This window comes from Paenibacillus sp. Z3-2 (assembly GCF_054161325.1).
The window spans coordinates 2,751,676-2,774,145 of record NZ_CP096397.1 but is presented as its reverse complement, the minus strand read 5'-3'; the positions used below and the strand labels follow the sequence as shown (position 1 = coordinate 2,774,145).

The following is a 22,470-nucleotide window of genomic DNA, read 5'->3' as shown; positions in this document are numbered from 1 at the left end:
CGTACTCTTTCAAAAGAGTCGTCTGTAAGGCTTTTTTTCGTTTTTCATTGTTTTTCTAAGTTTCTAGAGCTATCCAACTTTCGCAGGAGTTTGCTCCCCTTGCCACAGCAGCTGCATCTCTTCATTGGTGGCAAGCAATTCTGCCAAGCTTCCCTCAGCTTCGATGCGTCCATCTTTCATAACGATAATATGATCTGCTTTGGAAAGTGCTGCTCTACGGTGAGACACCGCGATACAGGTTACATCCGGCTCTTGGAACAGCCCTTCCCACACTTGTTGTTCTGTCTCGACATCCAATGCACTGGACAGATCATCAAAGATAAACAGATCCGCCTCCGTCATCAGCATGCGTCCTGTAGCCGCGCGCTGAATCTGACCGCCTGACAGCATGACCCCTCTCGGACCAACCGAGGTCTCAAGCCCCTGATCCAGATGCTTGATATCTTTTTCCATCACAGCCAGACGAATGGCTTTTTCAAGAGCTTGCTCGATGTTTCCCTGTTTGCCCTGAACGATATTTTCTTTCAACGTATCACTGAACAATCTGGGCACTTGTGGGGTATACGCTGCTCTAGGCGGCATCAGGAACGTCGCTGGATCAACAGCTTCTCCATTCCAGTGTATGTCCCCTTTTTGCTTGGGTAGTAGTCCAAGAAGTGTTCGTACGAGCGTTGATTTACCTGAGCCAATCCGTCCCGTAATGACAAGAAATTGGCCGCGTTTCAGACGGAAACTGATTTCTTGAATCCCATTTGTGGAATTCGGATATTGATAAGTTAGATTTTTAACCTCAAGAGATTGCAATTTCTCCTTGGGATCTCTCTGTTCACTTACCAGTTCCGGCGGATCTTCATACAGATAGATTTCTCTCGAATCCATGATCTGGTCTTCTTCCCCTGGGCGGAATAGCTTACGCATACGATCATAGGACACCTTGAGCCTTTTGTGCTGAAACACCATGTAGCCAAACAGTGAAATGCTAAATCCGATATTGGCAAGATAACTGGTGAATAAGGCAAAATCACCGACAGTAAAGTTCCCTGCTTTCATCTCAGCGGCACACATGAGTAGAATCAATCCGGTACAGATACTCAGAACATGCTGATTCAATGATCTCATCCACTGCTTGAACAGATTATCCCGAAGTGCAGCTTGGCGACGACTTTCATTTAGCTGGTTAAATCGCGTAGAGACATTCTCTTCGGCCTGACCCAGTTTCAGGGCTTGAACGGCTCCAAATGTTTCCGCAATAAAACTGGTAATTCGCCCGGTCGCTTCGCGATTAACCTGAGCATACTTCCGAGCCCGATTCCCGGACAGATTGTTGAGTAAGGTTACGACCACCAGTGGCAGCACGGCAACCATGGTAATTTGCCAATTAATGTTCGCCATGATGATGATGGACACGATAGCAAATACGAGCCGCCCCCAGAAATCCACCCATGATTCTACATACTCGACGACTTCATCCACATCATCTCGAAAGCGACTCATCGCCTCACCTGGTGAAGCCGGAAGATTACGCCCCGGCCAGCGCATGATAGCTGCAAGCATATTGGTTCTTAAAATGGCTTGAATATGATACAAGTAGGTAACCCACGCATAGAACGCTACAAAAAATGTGCCCACCCGCGCCATTCGAACCAGAGCAATAAAGATCAGCGGCACAGCAAGCCACATATAGTCATTTGAACCCGCTGTCGTCCGATCAAAAAACCACTGCATCCCGATCCCGATGGCTAACGGCAAGGAATGAAATATACACCATAACAATCCGTTGATCACAAATAACAAAGGCCTGAATTGAAACAAACGGCCTATAAATCCCGCCACAGTCATGCCAATTCCTCCTCTCGGCCTGTAATCAGCAGTCTGGCATAATGGGATGCCGGGTTACTGGCAAGTTCTTCTCTTGCTCCAAATTCCAGCACCTTGCCATCTCCAAGCACCATAATCCGGTCTACTTTTTCCAGTGTAGCCAGTCGGTGTGCAATGATGACTCCGGTGGATTGTTTCATTAACTGGTCAATCGCAGATTGAAGCATGGCTTCTGTAGCAGCATCCAGACGTGATGAAGGCTCATCCAGAATAACCAGACTGGGTTCGGTCAGGAATACCCGAGTTAAGGCAAATAACTGTGCTTCCCCTGCCGACAATGAAGCTCCACCTGCTGTCAGATACGTATCGAGCCCTGCAGGTTGCGAATCAATCCATTGACTGAGTCCAAGTCGGTCCGTAGTCTCTTTGATCATATAATCCGAGACATCCCCATTGAATAGGGTCAGATTGTCACGCAACGTGCCATCGAACAGCTGCACATCCTGTGTCACCATACCAACCCGGCGATAGAGCGCTGGTAAAGAAAGCTTCGTGATATCTTTTCCACCCACTCGTATCGTACCGCGATCCAGATTATACAGGCGGAGAAGAACACGACTTAGACTCGATTTGCCGCTACCTGTGCGACCAATAATACCAAGACGTTCACCAGGCTTAATTGCAAAATTAATGTCCTGTAATACAGGTTTATCCTGGTTATAACTGAAGTGAACCTGACTGAACTCCAGGCCAAGTGGCCCTTCAGGCAATTGCTCCTCTGTGCCCTCTTCAATTACACTCTGCATGGACAACAGCTCTCTGGAGCGGAGCATACCGGATTTTGCTTTTTGGAACTCTTGCACCTGATCTCCAAGCATTTCAATTGGATCATTCAGCATCTGTGTATATTGGTAGATCAGAAATAATGTTCCGATACTAATCAGACCTTCCATATAGTAATGCACACCCAGCAAAAGCACTGCAGTTACTGCCAGAGCGAACAAAACTACCGTGGTATTCCAGGGAATAACCCGAAGCAGCCAGGCTTTTCTCCCCTTGCGGAATACGGTGCGCATCGTGCGGTAAAAACGGTTCATCACATAAGGCACATGACCATTCGCTTGCACATCCTCAATCCCGGCAATGCGTTCTTCAATCAATCCGAACAGGGAAGCACTGGCCGCCCGCTCGTTTTTGGAAGAGTCCACTCCCAGATTTCGGATGAAGACCATGAACAGGATCGATAACAATGTGAACACGGTCATGACCAAAGCAATGGGCACGTTGACGCTGAACATGAACCCGAGAATTCCGGCCAGCAGCACAAAACTCCCGATCACTTGCACAATGAACATCGCGAAAAAATTGGAGATGCTCGTTACGTCACCATCCACACGTTCAATCATCTCTCCAGGTGTTTTCACATTATGAAAACGCATATCAAGACGAAGGCAGTGCTTCAGCAAATCTCCGCGCAGCTGATTCGTAGCCCGCCAAGCCACGTCATTCCCCAGGTAACTGACCGCTACCGTGATGAGTTGATTAATCACGGCGACCACCAGGAATAATCCTGCGAGTTGAATAAGATTGGTGAGGACTCCCCCACTTGCCGCTGTATCGATAAATCGTTTGATAATCTGTGGATTCACAAGCTGAAGTCCTGTTGACGTCAGCAACATGATCAAAAGTACGGTGAGCCGTCCTTTAACGGGTTTCAAATAGCGCAGCAGCCATGACATGGAGCGTTTTTCTGTTTTGGGCACAGGTCCACCTCTTCATCGGTTTATTTAATTGTTCTTGCCTATTCATATTTGTTAATGATCTTAACGACAGCAATTTTTATTCACTAGGATGAGTCATACATAATGACATTAAAATCGGCATTTCCCGCCCATAATTGATATGTAGAACGTAAGTTGACCATTGTACATTCTCCTTTTTAACATGTTAGTTTTTTATAAAATAACGCTTCAAACGCTCCTTTCCATGTGAACGGATTGGTGGAATGCATGCAAAAAAGCCATAGATGAACTAAATGTTCATCTACAGCTTGTAACCAAAAGAGATCGGATGAAATGCACTGAATTTCCCCAACTCTCCTCTGCATCGCAATAATGATGAGCGTCCACGACAGGAGTGCACAAACATGACTGTCCCAACGCGATCATTGCAAAAAAAATTGGATTAATGTCACTATGCTCATGCGTATTCAGTTATCGATTCGAAATCTGGTTCGGCATAAACATAATCATCATCCCACCCGTTTCACATATTTGTTGTTTATTGTATTCGCTGAATTAACATCCGTCAAGATAATTTTAACTTAATTGTTATTTAATTCATGTCATTACACTTCTACGTTCCTCTACATACTCAATGATGTAGGTTCTGTATGCTTCTCTCTGGCGACAAGACGTCTATGTGCTATCAGGAGAAAAGGTACTCCGAGTGCAGTCGTCAGCGCAATCGGTATAAATACAGCGAGTCCATTCTCCGCTCCAAATTGACTTAACAGCAGCCCGCCCATGACAGGAGCAATGACACTACCGATATTATTGAAGCCGATCGTCCCGAAATACGTTCCTTTCCATTCAGGCTTCGCAATCCGGTCAATGAGCATATCCATCATCGTGAACAACAGTACTTCCCCAATGGTAAATAGTATGACACTCACCATCATCATGAGTACACCCTCAGCAATTCCGACCATCATCAGGCTGGTTGCGACCAGCAGATTACCCAGAATCAGGGGCACCAGAGGTGGAAAGTTTCGGAAAGTTCTCACTAGTGGATACTGAATAATCAGTACCGTCACGGCGTTCAGGGAGAGCATGTAGGAGAACATCTGACTTCCATTCTCAAAAATCGGACTCCTCGCCAAGTACTGTGCCAACGTAGAACTGAAATGTCCGTAACCCAGCACACAAAATGTGGTACCAATCAACACCGGGAGAAATACCCGGTCGCGACCGGTGGTCATCAGCGCTTCACGCAAACGTGGTGCGGTAGCCTGGTGACGCTCAGGCAGATTGGCATGCTGTAGCTTGAATTGCAGAAATAATACAAGTCCATAGGCTATGTATACCATACCGGAAATCACAAACGGAAATGTCGATTCTGACGACCCCAGCTGAAAGCCGATAATTGGCCCAAATACCACACCAAGATTGATCGCAGCATATCTAAGGTTGAATACCAGCAATTTGTTCTGCGGAGAAGTAATATCCGATAATAGTGCTCTTGAGGTTGGTTCAAATACAGCACGGCATAACCCGTTTAATGTATTGGCCACAAAGAACACCCATAGATGCTCTGCCGCTGAGAAAATAAAAAATACACCTGCCCAGCTAAATACCGAGATTAACATCACGATTTTGCGACCGATCCGGTCCGAGATATAACCTCCGTAAAAGCTGACCATCACACCTGCCAGCGAGCTGACCGCAACAGTAATACCGGTCTGTGTTGGGGTCGCCTCCAGTACACGTGTCAGATAGATGGATAGAAACGGGATACTCATGGACGTCACAAGACGTCCAAACATGGTACCGACAATGATCGTCCATGCCAAGGGGTGAATTTGCCTTAAATATTGCTTCATGCGAACTTCTCCTATTCATTCTAAATGCTTCAATGCGTCTTTTTGAACAACCTCTACTAATGTATAATTGTAAGGATAAAAGGGGGAAATAAAAGTGTAAACATATGATCACACTTTTCACCCTTAATAGAGGAGCCGTGACCATGGATACCATACATACTCACTTTGTAAGGCTCGCCGGGGCCGAACAACTTTCTTTCAAACTTCATGAACCTGTAGCGGTGACGATTGACAGCCTGTCCGCCACCTTGTGCTGCACCCCTCGTAATGTAAAATTCATTCTCAGAAAATTGGAGGAACAGGGCTTCATCCATTGGCAACCTGGACGTGGTCGTGGACATCATTCGGAGCTAACGATGCTGCGTAGCATGAATGAGGCGCTGGAAGCGAGTTTTACGGAACTTCTGGGTAAAGGCAAAATGAAAGACGCGATTGAACTCATCGGAAACGTACAGATGGATGATGCACTGCGAGAACAACTTATGGTCTCCCTCCATCAACAGATGGGATTTCACGGTCACAATGAAACTGCTTCAGGTCAGGATATCCTGCGCATCATGAGGTCACGCCAGTTGGGCGACCTGGACCCCGCCTTTGTCTATACTGCATTTGAAACCTATTTGCTGAGTCAAGTCTGTAATACATTGATCACTTATGATGCCAAGACGGAATCATTCCTGCCAGCTCTGGCTCACATGTGGGAGTGCAGTGAGGACCATCGATTATGGACCTTCTATCTCCGAAAAGGTGTACGTTTCCACAATGGCCGTGTTATGACGTCCCGGGATGTACAAGCGACGTTGCAACGATTGTTTGAGGTGAATAGTCCCTCTATCTGGTTGTATCGGGATATCGAACGTGCGGAAGTTGCTGGTGATTACTGCATCAAGTTTGTTCTTCGTCGTCCTAATCGGTTTTTCTTGCATCTGTTCAGTTGTATTCGGATGACGATCCTGCCCTACGATTACAATGTAGCCAATACCTTGATGGGGACTGGTCCTTTTCAGATTACAGAGCAGAATGAAGATGTACTGGAGCTTGCCGCTTTTGATGCATACTACGGCATCAGGCCGCATCTGGATCAAGTCCACTTCTGGTTTGTGCCAGACCTGAGTCCGAATGATCGCTACTATGAGCTACCGGGCACAGATCGATTGAGTCTGGCAACCGGTTGTGATCACACCAATAGCATCAATTATCCTGCGCTGGGTTGTCAGTATATGATGTTCAATTTTCACAAGGAAGGCATCCATCATCATCCCCTATTTCGACAAGCCCTGCGTATCGTCTATGATTCGGTTGCGCTTGTTCAGGATCTCGGTGGGAATCGGATCACACCAGCCAGCAGCTTCCTGCCCTGGAAAAGTGCAGCCCAAGACTGGACAGTTGCCTCTCTTGAGCATGCTCGTGAATTACTCTATCGCAGTGGGTACCAAGGTGAGACGATAACATTATCGTATAAGCATAATAAGGATGCAGACGTTGCGGAGTGGTTCCAGTATCGTGCGCAGTCCATCGGGCTGAACATTAGCATGCAGGCCGTTGTGGATTATTTCAACTCAGAGGAAACTACCAACGCGCAATTGATCCTGACTGAAGAGATCCTGGAGGAAGACTGGCAGTACGGCATGATTCATTTTTTCAAAAACCTGTCCAATCATTTTCATATGTGCATGTCTCCTGCTTTCCAATCCCTGTTGGATGACAAACTGGATCATTTCGCCCAGCTCCATCGGGCAGACCGCACAGAACTCTTGGATGAAGCGGAAGCTTTACTGCGTGATCACTGTTGGATCTTGCATGGCTGTCACATGAACAAGCAAGCTGAGCTGGATCAGAGCATCTTCGGCATGCAGACAGCGGAATTCGGATATATGGACATCTCCAAACTGTGGATCAAAAATCCATAGGCATCCTTTTCATGAGTGAAGTCAAAAACAAAAAGCCGCTAACTTATCAATGATAAGCTAGCGGATCTCTTAACGATCAAGTGTTAGTCCATTCAGAGATTACACTTCATGTAATAGGTCTCCAATGCTTGCATAATGGATTCGATCTTAATCGGTTTGCTTACATACGCATCCATGCCTGCCTTCATGCATTTATCCATGTCTCCTCTTACGGCATTTGCAGTCACCGCAATAATATATGGACAATCCTCAGAGGACTTCAATTCTTTAATCATTTTTGTCGCTTCGAATCCATCCAGCCTTGGCATATGCACATCCATGAAGATAATATCGTATGCATTGTGTTTGACCGCCTCGACCGCTTCAACACCGTCCACGACATGATCCACAACATGTCCTTTTTTCTCGATTATCCTGCTAAGGACGAGCTGGTTCACTTCATTGTCTTCTGCAATTAAAATTCGCAAGGCGGATGTTCTGCTCTTCTTCTGTTGTTGATCTAATCTGTTGCCCTCTTCACCGTTGGTTAATTTAAAGCGAGCAGTAAATACAAATATTGTACCCGGTTCATCCGATTCCTCGATCCAGATATCTCCCTGCATGAGCTCCACCAATTTTTTGCTAATGGCAAGGCCTAGACCCGTGCCCTGAGGTTTGCGGGTCATGAAATTCTCCAGTTGGTAGAATGGTTCAAATAATTGTTGTTTTCTCTCACCCGGAATCCCAATACCCGAATCCTTCACCTTAAAATAAAGCAGTACGGTATTGCCACACTGCTCCTTGATCCCAACGTCAATTTCAACGCCGCCCTCTGAAGTGAATTTAACCGCGTTGCCAATGATATTGGTAAGTACCTGTTTAAGTCGGTAAGCATCACCATACACCGGAGTCGGGATGGCGTCATCTACGCACATACGAACATCCAACTTCTTTTCGCGAGCCAGTGGTTTTACGATTTTCACGGTCTCTGTCACGATTTCTGCGAGATCAAAAGGATCGTCTACCAGATCCGTTTTGCCTGACTCAATTTTGGAAAAATCAAGAATATCATTAATGATGGCCAGTAAGGAATCTCCGCTCTTCTGGATGATTTCGATATATTCCTTCTGCTCCCCGCTAAGACCAGGGGTATCCAGAAGCAGATCCGTCATCCCAATTACACCGTTCATCGGTGTACGAATTTCATGGCTCATCATCGCAAGAAACTCACTTTTGGCCTTATTCATTCTCTCGGCTGTCTCTTTGGCGACAAGCAGTTTTTTCTGCTCCGTAATATCCTTCGCAATCAAGTAGAACCCGACATTGGAGTTATTAATAATGATCGGAGCAAGCGTAGCCAAGACTTCTGTCTCGGTTCCATCTGTATGACGAACAGCATTGATTTCCTTTTCAGCCATCTCATAATTACTCCGCAGGATCAGACCCAGATTACTCGCCCCGATGAATCTGCTTATGCTTGTGCCCATCATTTCGACCACGGGACAGCCCGTCATTTTCACCGCTACTGGATTGGCATTCATAATATTACCATTCATGTTAAACGAGATAATGGCATCATGATTATATTTCTTAAGTGAGGTGTATCGCTCCACAGATTCTTGCAATTTGAATTCAATGCGTTTGCGCTCCGTGATATCCTGTAATGTTCCGTTCAGCTGAACTGGCTGCTGATATTCATCGAGCGTGATCAGCCCGCGTAAGTGAAGATACTTCTCACTTCCATCAGAGCTACTGTGCTTGTATTCAAAATCAAGCGGTTTTCCTTGTTTTACCCATTCCAATTGTTCTTGTAAAGAGGCTATGTCCGCAGCATTCATAACTTTAAAAACATCATTTGCACAATATGATTTGCGGGTGCGTTCAAGTTCAAAAATCTCAAAAATCTGATCTGAAAGTGCGATCTGATCTTTGACCATATCCCACTCCCAACTACCAATTAAGGCGATGCGTTCAGCCTCTGCACTGATGTCCTTATGTTTTTTTCGTTCGGACACATCTCGTCCAATCGAAAGAATCTGCTGTCCATGCTCAGCATCACCAAAGACCTTGTACGTGGTTTCAAACCACAGATAATGCCCATCTTTATGGCGGACCCTAATATTCAACAGATTGCCTTTAGTCAAGTCCATCTGTGAGATCCGTTCCAGATCTTGTGGGTGAAAATTTTCATTATTATTTTGACCAATCAATTCTTCTGGCGAATAACCCAGTAAACGTTGGACTGAGGGAGAGCAGAATCGACAAACGCCCTCCTGATCCGCAATATAGATGATCTCCTGAGCATGATCTGTAATAAGTTTGAACATCTCTTCACTATGCAGAAGCTTTTGTTCGGACATTTTGCGGTCAGTAATATCAACTATATGGCAAATGAAGTAAAGAGGTTCATCCGTAATTTCACTACGAACTAATGAAACATGCAATGAAGTCCATAAGATGTCACCTTTTTTATTGATATAACGCTTTTCATATTTATACTCTTTAGATTTACTTTCGAATAGCTCGCAGTTATAGATCACATCTTGTGGAGAATCATCCGGATGCGTAATATCCTGGTAACTGAGATCCATTAACTCCTCACTAGTAAAACCCAGCATACAGCAAAAAGCAGGGTTCACTTTCATCCATTGTCCTGTCGGAGCAACGAGTGCAATTCCAATAGGTGCTTGGTTATAGATCTGCTCGAACAATTCGTGATGGTCGACCTTTTGAACCTGCATTGTAAACTCTCCTTTTGGCATATAAACTCAAGTAATATATTGTCGAAATTTAAACTTTGCTGGATATAAGTTGCTCCAGAAAGGATGGGTCCGTTTTAAAACCATAATATCTGCTTAATAACCAAAACTTCAGCCTTTGAAGCATATCTTCCCAAAAGATTTGTGTCTATGAAACCAAACAAGGCCTGGAATCCATCAATATGGAATCCCGACCTTTGTCATTATATATCATTATAAGTCATATGCAACACGTAATGTGAGAATGGGTTAGCGCTCGCGACCAATAAGATAATCCAAGAGATGTCTCAAAAACGGAATAGGTTTCGGCATCTCGTTCAATGCATCTGTCGCAAGACAATAATGCTCCCACATCTCTTTCTTTGCACCTTCATCACCAAGAATGGACACAAAGGTTGAATTATTGTTCCGCTCATCCTGACCTGCCGGTTTACCAAGGATAAGGTGATCACCCTCGTAATCCAGCAAATCGTCCTTGATCTGAAAGGCGATTCCCGCATGATACGCGAACTTCTTCAGGGTTGCAATCTCCGGTTCCTTTACTTGAGCCAGAATGGCTGGCATGACGAGGGCAGCCTCAAAGGCAATGCCTGTTTTGTAAAAACAGATCATGTTTAGCTGTTCCAGCGTCAAAGCCTTGCCTTTGGAGTTCAGATCCATCGCCTGCCCCATGCACATATCTTCTGCTTTTTCAGCTGAATATTGAATCAGTGTGAGCACAGTCGCCGCATCGAAGTGATCCAATGATGACTGCTCACCAATCGCCTTCTGAATGAGAAACAGACCCGTAAGCTCTGCTGTGGCGCTATTGTGTACCTGATGCAGCGTGGAGCGACCACGCCTTGTCGAAGCATTATCCTGGGTGGGCAGATCATCGAAGATCAGGGAAGCAGTATGCATGTACTCCAGCGACCTAAGCAGCGGAACGATGGAGGATTCAGGTAAGCCATACTCGCGCACACCCATAACCCACGTCAATATGGGGCGAAGCCTTTTTCCATCTCCCTGCAAGCTGTAATTGGCCGCATCGATCAGCGTTTCTTTCATTTCGGGAAGTCCACCGGGCTTGTTGATCTGTAACTCCACATTAATCTGTTCGCGAACCGTTCGAACGGTCTGGCGGAACTCCTCTTTTTCCTGCTTGTCATTCTTTAATTGAAGCACGACCTGATCCCGTAACAATTTATCGAGGAAATCGACATCATCTGCTTTGCGTACCATCTGTTGAACCAATCGATTGAATTCGGGCTGTCCGGAAGCAAAAATCATCATTACTTCATCATATTTCGTCTGACCCAGGCGCTCTTTACAACGCTTCAGACCGTTAATGGCACGATCGAGTATGACCTCGCGGGTCTTGGCGTCCGAGTTATATACATCATGGATCAGATGTGAGATGACTGCCCAGTACAATTCATAGGGATTAATCAAGTCGGGACGCAGGTCTCGATATTTCAAATAGTACGTATACGGGGTCACTGCCCCTTCTTCCATATCGTCAAACATATCGGCAAAATCATCTGCAAGCTGATTGTATATTCCGTAATAGAACGTCCGCAGATCAAATCCTTCATCCTCTTGAGCACTGAGAACAGATCGAACGATTAATCGGGAGGAAGATGATTTGATAATAATCGGAATGTACAGTTCTTCATTCGTATAATTCGCATTGGATAATTTCTTGTTACGATCGATCTCCTGAGACTGAAAGAACACATAGGATTGCTCGAGGAACGTGCGCTGAGTCTCCGGGCGCTGGTAGTTCTTAATATACTCAAATGCTTCCCGAAGCTCGGAATGAACATATCTAATCACTTCCAGATTACTGCCTTTCCACTCTCCCAAATCGGGTACAACTCCGGTAAGAAGTGCATCGCGTATCATCAGGGAATATTGTTCTTTTTCCTGAATAGTTAAAGCCTGAGAATCCAGAAGGTCATCTACAAATGGATAGGTCAAACCGTACGAATAACCGAGTCGGATTGCCGCATCAAATCTCCGCGCCCGTTCCTCAGGGGGTGTCTGCTCGTTCATCTCATCGTCCACATGAAGGACCACGCCAAGAATGATCTTGATGAGCTTCCGCTGCGCCTGCTCTGCATCCAGCTCTTTCGGGATGTTGGATGCTACATTCTTTAATTTGTTCATCACCCAGATGACAGCCGCTTCAATGTGCTCCTTCTGTCCCCACCGGTACAACGCAGCCAGACTGATATAATCAGGCTGTTCTTTGCGTTCGGCAGCTGAGCGCATAAAGTATTTTTTGGTATTCCGGACAACGTGTTGAATTCGGACCTGCGTATCTGCAGAATCAAGGGCTTGCCCCAGATCCCGCATATAAATATATGAGATGCTCCGATCCAGGTAATCCTCCAGCTTTCCTGTCGCATTCAGCCAATGGATATATCTATGAACATCCCGGGGATCCGGTTTTCTTTTGCTTGGTGATAAAAGAGAAAGCCAGGAAAAACGATGAATATGTTTTTTTTTCCATACATGAATATCTTGAGTGAGTGCAGTCGTATACGAATTATTCATAAGTTGCTGTTGAAGTGTAGTAAAATACTGAGATGCTTTCTGCTCAGCTAGCCGATATCCTGCATCAGCCTGATCTATAAGTACGTTATTCATAGGGTGGATACCTCAACTTCTATTAATGTTAAACATGTATCCATGAAAGGAGTGTGAGGTGCTCCATGGACGAAAACTGAACTCATTCGGGTGGTGTATCCAACGCGTCAGCTCATGTTCATAACCTTTATACGGCGATCGAACCGTTTGGTTACGAAATCGCCATTGTTCATGCCAACGTGTATGATTTTACAAAATGGAGGACCAGACTTTGAGCGCTGTAATGGCAATAAGTACAATTAATGCATACCGAAGTACCCTCACATTGATCATCGAACTAACCCGTGAACCAAGGGATGCCCCTAACAGACTTCCGATTACCGTATAAAAGATGGGTTCCAGCGGAATGTCTCCACCCGTAATCTTCCCTATAACGCCGCCAATTGCGGAGATAAATACAATTGCCAGTGATGAAGCAATCGTCGTCCGTACTGGAATGTTGAGAATCGTCAGCATGATGGGAATGAGAATAAAGGCACCGCCCGCACCAACAATTCCAGAGACAATGCCTACTGTAAAAGCAGTACCTGCCGCTATCCATCGGTTATACACCAGCGGATCTGATGTCTCAAGCTTTCCTTTCCCGGGAATCAGCATGAGAACAATCGCGATGATAGCCAGAATGCCATAGATCAGATTAATAACCCTTCCGTCCAGATAACCGGATATGAAGCCCCCAATCAGACTGCCAGCAAGAATGCTGGAGCCCATGTATAACACCAATCCGCGGTGAACGATAGCCCCACCACTTCTACCCGTTTTTATTTTACTACGGAATGCAACCACACCAGCAAGTGAAGCAAAGAATACTTGAAACATACTGATCGATGATACCTGATGTGCTGAGAACGGCTCCAATCCCATGAGGGATGGAACATATAACAGTAGCGGATAATTGATAATGGCACCACCGATACCCAACAAACCGGAGAAGAACGAACCGATCAGACCCAGTATAAACATGATGACAAAAAGCAGAAGATCCATCGGTTATGCCCTTCCTTTCTTGCTATATAGATCTCATTTCAATTCAGCTTAAAAGTGGTATACACAGCGAATATTATCCGTTATAATAAAAACCAAGTAAATTAATCCGAAATGAGTGATTAAGCATGTTTAACGTGTTGAAGACTCTTTTTGAAAATAAATGTCCACTATGCAATGAAAAATTACAAGTTCACAACGATGCGTTATGCTCGACGAAAACTTGTTCTCAATGTCATTACAAAGAAGAGAGCTATGGCTCTCTGGGTGTTCGAATTGTGTATGACACACCACAAAATGATAAAAAGATTCAGCCTTGCTAATTGTATCACGATCTCTGAATTTTCGGGATAATTCGACAAACTAATTTATAACATATGCCAAGTTTACTCCTATAATAAAAATACAAAAACGGTGCAAAACGAATAAATCGTTCTGCACCGTTTTTATTGTTTTTATCAAATGAGTTTCCTTATAAGCCTTGCTTATTTGGTTTTGAAGCTGAGGAACCCATCATCCACTGCGATAGTTGTACCGTTCACTGCACTTGCTGCTTCACTGAACAGGAATGTAACCACACTGGCTACTTTTTCCGGTTGAATGAGCTCTCCACGCATATGTTGGGTAGCAAGCGCATCCTTCATGGCTTGGTCATCACCCAGAATCGGTGTTTCGATAAAGCCAGGTGCTACACCAACCACGCGAATTCCATGCTCAGCCAGTTCCAGTGCACCGGACTTGGACATCATGACAACAGCAGCCTTGGCTGCATTGTAGTTGAAGCTGCCCACTGCTGCAACACTTCCATAGATCGAAGCCGTATTAACAATGGTACCTTGTACATTCAATTCCACCAACTTTTTCGCACCATAATACATGCCGTAGTACACACTATGCTGGTCTACATCAATGACTCTGTGATAGGATTCCGGGTCCATCTCCAGAAATGGCTTCACAAGCCCAATCCCTGCGTTATTGAAAATACCGCTTAGCGTACCATATTGCTCTACTGTCCAGTCGATCAGGGCTTTTATCTCGTCCCCTTTGGATACATCCACTTTGTACGCGCCTGCTGTTCCGCCTGCTGCTTCAATCTCTGCGGCAAGCTTCTTCGCACCATCCTCATTATAGTCAGCGACAACAATAGTCGCGCCTTGGCCCGAAAGTTGAAGTGCTGTCTCTTTACCAATACCACTCGCTCCACCTGTAATAATGATTACTTTTCCATTGTGATCAGTCATGACGTAGTTCTCCTTTGTTAAAATCTTCGTATCAATATGAGATAAATGTCATATGTATCTCATAATTACATGATATAGTCTAGCTCCTGTAATATTAAATATACATTCGTTTTCGGATAATAAAAAAAAGCGAACATATCGATAATTTAATCATTCCGATATCCCGCCCTTTTAAAATATACGATTTTTTAAACCTATTCACCCTGAAGTCCGCTTAGCGGATCTCTCAAGTTATTGATGTTGGTGATCAGTTCAGGAATCCCTGTCTTCTCCCAATTTTCTGCCGTAAAGCCTTGTTCCGCTATCGTATTCTCGAAATTGCCTACGACTTCGGTTAATTGCGTATTATAGCTGACCAGATTCTCATGAATGTTTTCTCCAATTGCGGGTGCCGTCAATTGGGAAAATTCGCTTGCTTCTGCTTGGATCAGATCGATTTTCTCCTGAATCTGATTGGTTATCTCCGGATTATTCACCGCACTCGATGCGAGCTCTTGCAAATCAGCACCGGCGTTCGATACCTGTTCTATATAATCAGTAGCCCCACTCACATAATTTAGACTTTGATTGGCTTGCTCCACGACAGAGCAGGCCGAAATCAACAGAATACTTGATGCAATAAGGCCTGTCATCATCAATGTGTGTTTTCTTTTTCGCTTGAACATGATCATCTCCCCCTTCTCCTCATCAAAATCCTTGTTCCTAATCCATGATACCTGTTCAGGCAGCTTCATTGCAAATGGATCTGCAGCTAACGTTATTAACATGTATAATAGTATAATCACACGGTAAAGGGATGTCATGATTATGCTTCAAGCCTTAAACCAACGCTTGAACCGCATCATGCCACTGATTACCCCAATCAGCATTATTATTGGCGTGTTATGCGGGAGTTTTCTTTCTTCTTATACCTTTTTATCCCCTTGGCTCTTTGCGTTCATGACGTTCGCTGGAAGCATCAGTCTGGGGATACGGGATTTTGTGAACGTGCTGAAGAAGCCGTTCCCCCTGTTTGTATGTCTGTTCATATTGCATTTGGCAATGCCACTTATTGCTCTGGGTATGGGTCATCTGGTCTTTCCTACAGATGCGTACACCATTACGGGCCTCGTTCTGGCAGCCGTGATTCCGACAGGAATAAGCAGTTTCATCTGGGTTAGCATCTATCGGGGCAATATCGCACTTACGCTCTCCATCATCCTGATTGATACGATGCTTGCTCCTTTCGTTGTCCCCGGGGTGTTATCCCTGCTAATTGGGACCAGTGTCACACTGGATACGGCAGCCATGATGAGCAGTCTGTTCTGGATGATTGTTGTGCCATCCCTGCTCGGTATGCTGCTGAATGAGTGGACCAAAGGCGCCATTGTCCCGGTCTGGGGACCGAGATTGAATCCGTTGTCCAAATTGTTCATGGCATCTGTCGTCGCGATTAACGGATCTGTCGTTGCGCCCTACTTGGCTGATTTCAACTGGAAGTTAGCTGGTCTTGCGGTCATCATTATTTTCTTGGCATCATTTGGTTATGCGCTGAGTTATTTCATTGCCCGATTGTTGGGCTGGAATGAGGCCGATCAGGTCGCTCTGGTGTTCAATGGAGGCATGCGTAATATTAGCGCAGGCGCAGTACTCGCTGTTTCCTATTTTCCGCCACCTGTTGCTGTCCCGGTCGTGCTTGGCATGGTATTCCAGCAGATGCTCGCTTCACTGACAGGTTATCTGCTCGGTCGTCGCTCGCAGCTTCTGCAAAAGTCGGATAAGACATCCGCTGCCTAACAACATACGGGAATGTTTAAAAAACGCCGACATCATTGTCGGCGTTTTGCATTGAGTTGCTGTTATTACTATTATTGCTACGATACTGCTACGTTTCGTAAACTTAGTAATTCGTTTCTGGGTTACAAATCCACTTTCATATTGCCCAGCATCTTGGCAACTCCAGGATCGTCTATCTTCATGAATAGACTTTCCTTGGTATCGAGTGTGGAAATGGTTGCAATCTCTTCCGGGCTCAGTACAAAATCAAAAATATCGAAGTTCTCGATGAGCCGCTCTCTGCGTACCGATTTGGGAATAACAACGACGTCCCGCTGCACAAGCCAGCGCAGTACAACCTGGGCGACGGTTTTGTTATGTTTCTCGGCAATGGAGGCCAGCACTTCGTTGCTGAACAAATTGTTGCGACCTTCGGCAAACGGTGACCAGGACTGGTGCTGTATCCCCTGTTCTTTCATGAAAGCAACGCTGTCGACCTGCTGTTGAAACGGATGCGTTTCGATCTGATTGATGACAGGCACAATTTCGTTATGAACGATGAGGTCCATCAGACGGTCTGGAAGGAAGTTGCTGACACCGATTGCCTTGATCTTGCCTTCGCGGTACAGTTCTTCCATCGCACGCCACGCGCCGTAATAGTCACCAAACGGCATGTGAATAAGATACATATCCAGATAATCAAGCTGAAGCTTACTCAACGATTTGGCAAACGCCAGCTTGGCACTTTCGTATCCGGCATCCTGAATCCAAAGCTTGGTCGTGTTAAACAGTTCTTCCCTCGGTATGCCGCTGCGTTTAATTGCGCGTCCAACCGCTTCTTCGTTCAAATAACCGGCAGCGGTATCAATCAGGCGGTAACCGGCCTTCAGTGCCTCATATACCGTGTTCTCGCATTCATCAGCATCGGGAACCTGGTAGACACCAAAGCCAATGATCGGCATTTTCACTCCATTGTTCAAGGTTACAGTTTGCATACTCAATTCCTCCTATGATTCAATTGTGAATCGCAAGTGGTCACGTATTCCTGGAATCCTGCAACTAAGCGGGATTCCACTTCCGTCCGACTTGCGTTACAATAACCCTAGCTCCTTCGTCTTACACGAAGTCAAGCGGTCTCCAATATTTTTTTAGAAGGAGGATTCCATATGTATACTGTCCAAGATGCTGCCCAGCTTACGGGACTCACAGAGCACGCAGTTCGCTTTTATACGGATAAGGGCTTGGTTCCAAGCATTCAACGCAATAAAAATAATATTCGGGTGTTTGATGAAGAATCAATCAATTGGCTGCATGGCGTCAAATGCCTCAAGCAGACAGGTTTACCGATTGAAAATATTAAGACATACGTCGATCTCTGCCTCGAAGGTGATTCAACCGTTCCGCAGCGGTTCGCACTTATGATGGAATACAAGGAAGCGGCGCTGATTCAGCTTGAAGAAGCCAAGAGCCGCGTTGCCCATTTGGAAGAGAAAGCACGTCAATATCAGGCCATTTTGGAGCAACGCATCCCGGATATGACCAACCCTGCCAATTGGGAGACCAAGCGTGACGAAGAAGGAAGTTGTCCTGCATCCCGATTAAAGAGCCGCGGTCTTCCTGAAGCCGAAGCTTCGGGTCAATGCCCGGTAGCTGCTATGAAGCAGCAACTAGCATAGTATCTTAAACTTAAAGTCGCGATAAATAACGTTTGTTCTAACAATAAAGGTTTCTTCTTACTTTATGTATATTTAAAAAAAGGGGGCTTCCCTTTCATCAAGTATAAAACGTCGACAATCACGTCGGCGTTTTTCGCCGTATTAATCCCTATACACATTTGCTCCGTGTATCAACTACTCACCATTTCGGTCCCCACAATACAAAAAACCATCAACGAGTGATGGTTTTCAAATAATCATTCTGTTCAGAATTCTGTTACTGCTCATGATGCCTTTATGCTTATTTCGGCTGAATATATCCTTCAGCTTTGAGCAGTTCCGCGATCAGAACCGCACCGCCTGCTGCTCCACGCAACGTGTTGTGGGACAATCCAACGAATTTATAATCATAGAGTGAATCTTCGCGCAGTCGGCCTGTGGATACACCCATTCCGCGTTCGATGTCACGATCCAGTTTCGTCTGCGGTCTGTTCTCTTCTTCAAAATACGTAATGAATTGTTTCGGTGCGCTTGGCAGAGCCAGTTCCTGCGGACGACCTTTGAACTGCAACCAACGCTCCAGAATTTCGTCTTTACTTGGTTTTTTCTCGAAGTTTACAAACACTGTAGCCAGATGTCCATCCGTTACAGGTACACGAATACATTGTGTTGTAATTAATGGAGCAGATGCTTTGACGATCTGATTATTTTCGATGCTGCCCCAGATCCGCAGTGGTTCCTGCTCACTCTTCTCTTCTTCGCCACCGATGTATGGAATCACATTATCGAGCATATCAGGCCAGTCGGTAAAGTTTTTACCTGCTCCGGAGATTGCTTGATACGTGGAAGCGACCACCTGAGTCGGGTTGAACTCACGCAAGGCGTGCAGTGCTGGCACATAGCTCTGAATCGAGCAGTTTGGTTTCACTGCAATGAATCCGGTTTTGGTACCCAGACGTTTTCTCTGTGCTTCAATGACATCCAGATGTCCCGGGTTAATCTCAGGGATCACCATAGGTACATCAGCCGTCCAGCGGTGAGCTGAGTTGTTGGACACAACAGGGGTTCCTGTTCTGGCATAAGCCTCTTCGAGCGCTTGAATTTCATTCTTTTTCATATCAACCGCGCAGAAAATAAAATCAACCTGGTTTGCAAAAGCCTCTACCTGAGAAGCATCTTGGACAACGATTTTCTTCACAGCTTCCGGAATAGGAACTGCGAGTTTCCATCTGCCTTGTACGGATTCTTCATATGTTTTACCTGCCGAATTGGCGCTTGCAGAAATAGCTGTTACTTCAAACCATGGATGTTGATCGAGCAGGTCCACAAAACGCTGACCTACCATTCCCGTTCCTCCGACGATACCGACTTTCAATTTTGCTGACATTCAATCATCATTTCCTTTCGGTTTGAGTGATTCTTCTCTTTGAATCAATTTCATAAACTCACTTAAGACGTATTATGAAATTGGCTCTCAATTAACACTATTCAGGCAATTCCAAAGCGTGTAGTCACAGCCCCGGAAAAACCAAAAAATCCCATCCCCAAGACAATAGTCTCAGGGACGAGATTGAACTCTCGTGGTACCACCCAGATTCGCCGATATGTCACCATATCCGCCTCTTCAAGTAAAGGAATACAACCATGTTGCTAGCTGTAGACCGTTCATACTCTAGCTCTGTAACAGGAGCTCCTGTCACACCATCCCTTAATGCTAAGTTCCGATGTGCTGCTCTGAGTCTTTATTCAATAAAAGATTCTTTACTCCTTTTCAGCTACCGGAGCTCTCTTTGAAAGAATTAATTTTATCTACTCGTCTCTTCGTCGCATTTGATATTGCGATTATAATATCAAAATTACCGTGATGAAGTAAACACATTTTTTTAGATAATGGAATTTATATGTTTCCAGCGGAGCTGAACCAATCAATTATCGCAAGAAAAACTTCAGCTAAATGCGGTCTGTCTTCTGTGAAAAGTACGTGATAGACGTTTTTATTATAGCATACTGCAAATAGCTATTTCCTTACTGTTTTTTGGCAACCATCGCATACGTTCCTAGTGGACTCCCAGGCCGCCCCGAGACATGATGTGTCTTAAGTAATTTCAGTTCGGAAAGAAGAAGTGTTTTCACTTTGTCCGGGATCGGAAGCATCTGCAGTTCCACAGGCGTTCTGCCAGTGTCATTTCGGTTTCCCAGCGACCGTCCTGCAGTTCGGGAGAATGGATCGAAGTCTCTTCCTTCATCGTCCAGCCTGCCGCAGAGACAAGCTCTTGGATGTCCTCTGGTGTAAAGAGCGTGCGCACATTGGAGAAGCTGTTCTCCTTGTAACATTCGACCTGGGACTGAATCAGAACGGATAACCAGTGCGAGAGCTGGCTCACATCTGTAACTCGTGCATCCCATTCAGCAAAACATAGCTGATGTCCCCACGTCCTAACCTTGCTAAGAATCTGCGCGAGTTCGTCAAACGATTTCATGTACCAAGAACAATGGGATAGCACAATCACATCAAACTCATTCTCAGCGAATTGGGCTTGATCACTTAGAATGTCGAAATCATAATCCATTCGAATTCGGTCACCCAGCGGAGATCTCCGCAGCTTGGCTGCCGCTTCGCCTACGGTCAGCGGTGCACCATAATCCTCTGGTGCAATATCTACACCATGAACGTGCCCATGCTCCCCCACCAGATGTGCAAGCACGGCAGTTGTATCTCCCTGACCACATCCGATTTCCAGAACGCGGCTGCCTTCCTGTATCCCCCAAAAGAGTCCCAGTTTCATCCGATGCTCGGTCTGAATGTACTGGGTGGCGGCGTTGTCCTCCACGTCCATATACTGAATAAGGTCCCTGATGATAGACTCATTCATGATTCCTCACTCCTCAAAGAGCAACTTGAACTTCTTGTTGATTGTAGCGTTACAGGAAGCATTGTACAATGCTGGAAAAACCTCTGCTACATATCAATCCCTATGCCCACTGGGTTGCAAGCTTCTGAAGATATGGTGTCAGCATGGGCTGTAATTCCTTGCGCATCAGTCCGATCTCCAAGATCGCCTGAATATATCCGAATTGATCGCCAATATCGTAGCGTCGAGATGGACCATCTGTGCAAGTACTGGCGGATCAGACACCATAATGTCATCTCCGAGCAGTACAGCGAAGGCATCATCCCCTACAAATTGCCGTGCACACCCAATCGCATGCCCTAGTCCATTTAGCAGCATCCGATTGGTGGGTGGCTAGCCCAATGGGTTTCAAGCTAACGAATCTGTGACGTTTTATTGAAGCGCATTATGCTCTAAATTCATCTCGATCTATCGGTTGCTTTTGGCAACGTTGGATTACCAAGGGTACAGGCCATTCTCATCCAGGAACTCCCCGTTATGACGTTTGCCATCTGTCGCATAGCCCACGATAATCGCAGCGCCCGCTTCTTTTGATTTACCGCCTTCGGCATTGCCGTTAAGATCTGTTGATGTGAATCCAGGTGTTACCGCAAAGACTTGAGCCCTGCTGTTTTTCACTTCATAAGCCATCGAAAGTGTCATGGCACTATTGGCCGTTTTGGATGAGTTATAGTCGAAGGCGTTCAAAGTAAATTCCGCATTTTGCATATGGTCCAGAGAAGCCATGTCAGTCGATACATTAATGATTGTGCCTTCATTATCTTTGATTAACGGGAATAACCTCTGATTCAACCGGAAGGTGCCGAAAAAGTTGACTTCAAAGGCGTTCCGCAGATCTTCCTCCTGGGTATCCGTAAATGAATGAGAGAAAGCACCCGGCATACCAGCGTTATTGATCAATAACTTTATTGCGGGATAAGCATTGTTAATCGTATCGGCTGCCTGCTGGATGCTCTTCAAGTCAGTCATGTCAATTTGTAAAAATTCTACGTCTAGCCCTCTGGAAGTTAACTCCGAAACAGCGGCTTCACCCCGTTCAACACTGCGTGCGCCAAGGATAACTTTCCATCCTGCTTCACCTAACTGCTTAACGATTTCATATCCAATACCTTTATTTGCACCGGTTACCAAGACAGTCTTTTTCATGCAAACCCTTCTTTCCGTAATTTGATTTATATTTAACAATGTTTAAGTTACTATGCTACACTTAGTGTAGGTCAAATTA

At 45.4% G+C, this 22,470-nt stretch carries 15 protein-coding genes, 1 pseudogene and 1 other annotated feature; of the genes and pseudogenes, 3 read left to right on the top strand and 13 right to left on the bottom strand.

The genetic code is table 11. From position 1 onward, the window contains the following. Positions 1-69: 69 nt before the first annotated feature. From M1D71_RS12510 to M1D71_RS12500, 3 genes are all read right to left on the bottom strand, one after another. The gene (locus tag M1D71_RS12510) at positions 70-1,839 is read right to left on the bottom strand and encodes an ABC transporter ATP-binding protein (RefSeq protein ID WP_458126705.1); all 1,770 of its coding nucleotides are present in this window, start codon (positions 1,837-1,839) and stop codon (positions 70-72) included. Continuing rightward, positions 1,836-3,581 (bottom strand): ABC transporter ATP-binding protein, encoded by a 1,746-nt coding sequence (locus M1D71_RS12505; RefSeq protein WP_458126704.1) that lies wholly within the window; start codon positions 3,579-3,581, stop codon positions 1,836-1,838. Before M1D71_RS12505 ends, M1D71_RS12510 begins: the two co-directional genes overlap by 4 nt. A 602-nt stretch (positions 3,582-4,183) precedes the next feature. Beyond that, positions 4,184-5,419, bottom strand: a complete 1,236-nt coding sequence (locus tag M1D71_RS12500) for an MDR family MFS transporter (protein WP_458126703.1) — start codon at positions 5,417-5,419, stop codon at positions 4,184-4,186. A 143-nt stretch (positions 5,420-5,562) separates the two neighbouring features. Here M1D71_RS12500 and M1D71_RS12495 point away from each other — a divergent pair, with 143 nt between their 5' ends. Beyond that, entirely contained in the window at positions 5,563-7,329 is a 1,767-nt protein-coding gene (locus M1D71_RS12495) for an ABC transporter substrate-binding protein (RefSeq protein ID WP_458126702.1), read from the top strand. A 92-nt stretch (positions 7,330-7,421) separates the two neighbouring features. On the opposite strand, the gene M1D71_RS12490 is transcribed toward M1D71_RS12495, so the two are convergent. The 5 genes from M1D71_RS12490 to M1D71_RS12470 all read right to left on the bottom strand — a co-directional run bounded on the left by M1D71_RS12490 (position 7,422) and on the right by M1D71_RS12470 (position 15,588). Then, positions 7,422-10,049, bottom strand: a complete 2,628-nt coding sequence (locus tag M1D71_RS12490) for a PAS domain S-box protein (protein ID WP_458126701.1) — start codon at positions 10,047-10,049, stop codon at positions 7,422-7,424. Positions 10,050-10,316: 267 nt separating this feature from the next. Then, a complete protein-coding gene (locus tag M1D71_RS12485) occupies positions 10,317-12,698 on the bottom strand; it encodes a polyprenyl synthetase family protein (RefSeq protein WP_458126700.1) in 2,382 nt (793 codons plus the stop codon). Between the two features lie 189 nt (positions 12,699-12,887). After that, complete coding sequence (locus M1D71_RS12480) at positions 12,888-13,685, bottom strand: sulfite exporter TauE/SafE family protein (protein WP_458126699.1); 798 nt, start codon at positions 13,683-13,685, stop codon at positions 12,888-12,890. A gap of 482 nt (positions 13,686-14,167) precedes the next feature. Continuing rightward, positions 14,168-14,923, bottom strand: coding sequence for an SDR family NAD(P)-dependent oxidoreductase (locus M1D71_RS12475; RefSeq protein WP_458126698.1), 756 nt, complete (start codon positions 14,921-14,923; stop codon positions 14,168-14,170). A 194-nt stretch (positions 14,924-15,117) separates the two neighbouring features. Then, complete coding sequence (locus tag M1D71_RS12470) at positions 15,118-15,588, bottom strand: DUF6376 family protein (RefSeq protein WP_458126697.1); 471 nt, start codon at positions 15,586-15,588, stop codon at positions 15,118-15,120. 142 nt (positions 15,589-15,730) lie between these two features. Between M1D71_RS12470 and M1D71_RS12465 the strand changes: the two genes are divergently transcribed. Then, on the top strand, positions 15,731-16,699 hold the full coding sequence (locus M1D71_RS12465; protein WP_074094894.1) for a bile acid:sodium symporter family protein: 969 nt from the start codon (positions 15,731-15,733) through the stop codon (positions 16,697-16,699). Positions 16,700-16,821: 122 nt separating this feature from the next. On the opposite strand, the gene M1D71_RS12460 is transcribed toward M1D71_RS12465, so the two are convergent. Then, positions 16,822-17,673, bottom strand: coding sequence for an aldo/keto reductase (locus M1D71_RS12460; RefSeq protein ID WP_458126696.1), 852 nt, complete (start codon positions 17,671-17,673; stop codon positions 16,822-16,824). 171 nt (positions 17,674-17,844) lie between these two features. Between M1D71_RS12460 and M1D71_RS12455 the strand changes: the two genes are divergently transcribed. Then, positions 17,845-18,354: a MerR family transcriptional regulator gene (locus M1D71_RS12455; protein WP_458126695.1), complete on the top strand. Its 510-nt coding sequence runs from the start codon at positions 17,845-17,847 to the stop codon at positions 18,352-18,354. A gap of 280 nt (positions 18,355-18,634) precedes the next feature. Here the strand turns inward: M1D71_RS12455 and asd are convergent, their stop codons facing one another. The 4 genes and pseudogenes from asd to M1D71_RS12435 all read right to left on the bottom strand — a co-directional run bounded on the left by asd (position 18,635) and on the right by M1D71_RS12435 (position 22,391). Further along, positions 18,635-19,720 (bottom strand): aspartate-semialdehyde dehydrogenase, encoded by a 1,086-nt coding sequence (gene asd, locus M1D71_RS12450; protein WP_458126694.1) that lies wholly within the window; start codon positions 19,718-19,720, stop codon positions 18,635-18,637. A 170-nt stretch (positions 19,721-19,890) separates the two neighbouring features. Continuing rightward, positions 19,891-20,167: a binding site (T-box leader), on the bottom strand. Positions 20,168-20,462: 295 nt separating this feature from the next. Further along, entirely contained in the window at positions 20,463-21,206 is a 744-nt protein-coding gene (locus M1D71_RS12445; RefSeq protein WP_458126693.1) for a class I SAM-dependent methyltransferase, read from the bottom strand. Between the two features lie 231 nt (positions 21,207-21,437). Then, positions 21,438-21,551 (bottom strand): annotated as a pseudogene (locus M1D71_RS12440) (UTP--glucose-1-phosphate uridylyltransferase); the annotation flags it as partial. Positions 21,552-21,680: 129 nt separating this feature from the next. Then, the gene (locus M1D71_RS12435) at positions 21,681-22,391 is read right to left on the bottom strand and encodes an SDR family NAD(P)-dependent oxidoreductase (protein WP_458126692.1); all 711 of its coding nucleotides are present in this window, start codon (positions 22,389-22,391) and stop codon (positions 21,681-21,683) included. Positions 22,392-22,470 lie beyond the last annotated feature (79 nt).

Coding starts and splice junctions, on each gene's coding strand:
- M1D71_RS12485 (WP_458126700.1), bottom strand. CDS start 12,698: ATGAATAACGTACTTATAGATCAGGCTGATGCAGGATATCGGCTAGCT.
- M1D71_RS12435 (WP_458126692.1), bottom strand. CDS start 22,391: ATGAAAAAGACTGTCTTGGTAACCGGTGCAAATAAAGGTATTGGATAT.
- M1D71_RS12495 (WP_458126702.1), top strand. CDS start 5,563: ATGGATACCATACATACTCACTTTGTAAGGCTCGCCGGGGCCGAACAA.
- M1D71_RS12500 (WP_458126703.1), bottom strand. CDS start 5,419: ATGAAGCAATATTTAAGGCAAATTCACCCCTTGGCATGGACGATCATT.
- M1D71_RS12475 (WP_458126698.1), bottom strand. CDS start 14,923: ATGACTGATCACAATGGAAAAGTAATCATTATTACAGGTGGAGCGAGT.
- M1D71_RS12465 (WP_074094894.1), top strand. CDS start 15,731: ATGCTTCAAGCCTTAAACCAACGCTTGAACCGCATCATGCCACTGATT.
- M1D71_RS12480 (WP_458126699.1), bottom strand. CDS start 13,685: ATGGATCTTCTGCTTTTTGTCATCATGTTTATACTGGGTCTGATCGGT.
- M1D71_RS12455 (WP_458126695.1), top strand. CDS start 17,845: ATGTATACTGTCCAAGATGCTGCCCAGCTTACGGGACTCACAGAGCAC.
- M1D71_RS12445 (WP_458126693.1), bottom strand. CDS start 21,206: ATGAATGAGTCTATCATCAGGGACCTTATTCAGTATATGGACGTGGAG.
- asd (WP_458126694.1), bottom strand. CDS start 19,720: ATGTCAGCAAAATTGAAAGTCGGTATCGTCGGAGGAACGGGAATGGTA.
- M1D71_RS12470 (WP_458126697.1), bottom strand. CDS start 15,588: ATGTTCAAGCGAAAAAGAAAACACACATTGATGATGACAGGCCTTATT.
- M1D71_RS12510 (WP_458126705.1), bottom strand. CDS start 1,839: ATGACTGTGGCGGGATTTATAGGCCGTTTGTTTCAATTCAGGCCTTTG.
- M1D71_RS12490 (WP_458126701.1), bottom strand. CDS start 10,049: ATGCAGGTTCAAAAGGTCGACCATCACGAATTGTTCGAGCAGATCTAT.
- M1D71_RS12460 (WP_458126696.1), bottom strand. CDS start 17,673: ATGCAAACTGTAACCTTGAACAATGGAGTGAAAATGCCGATCATTGGC.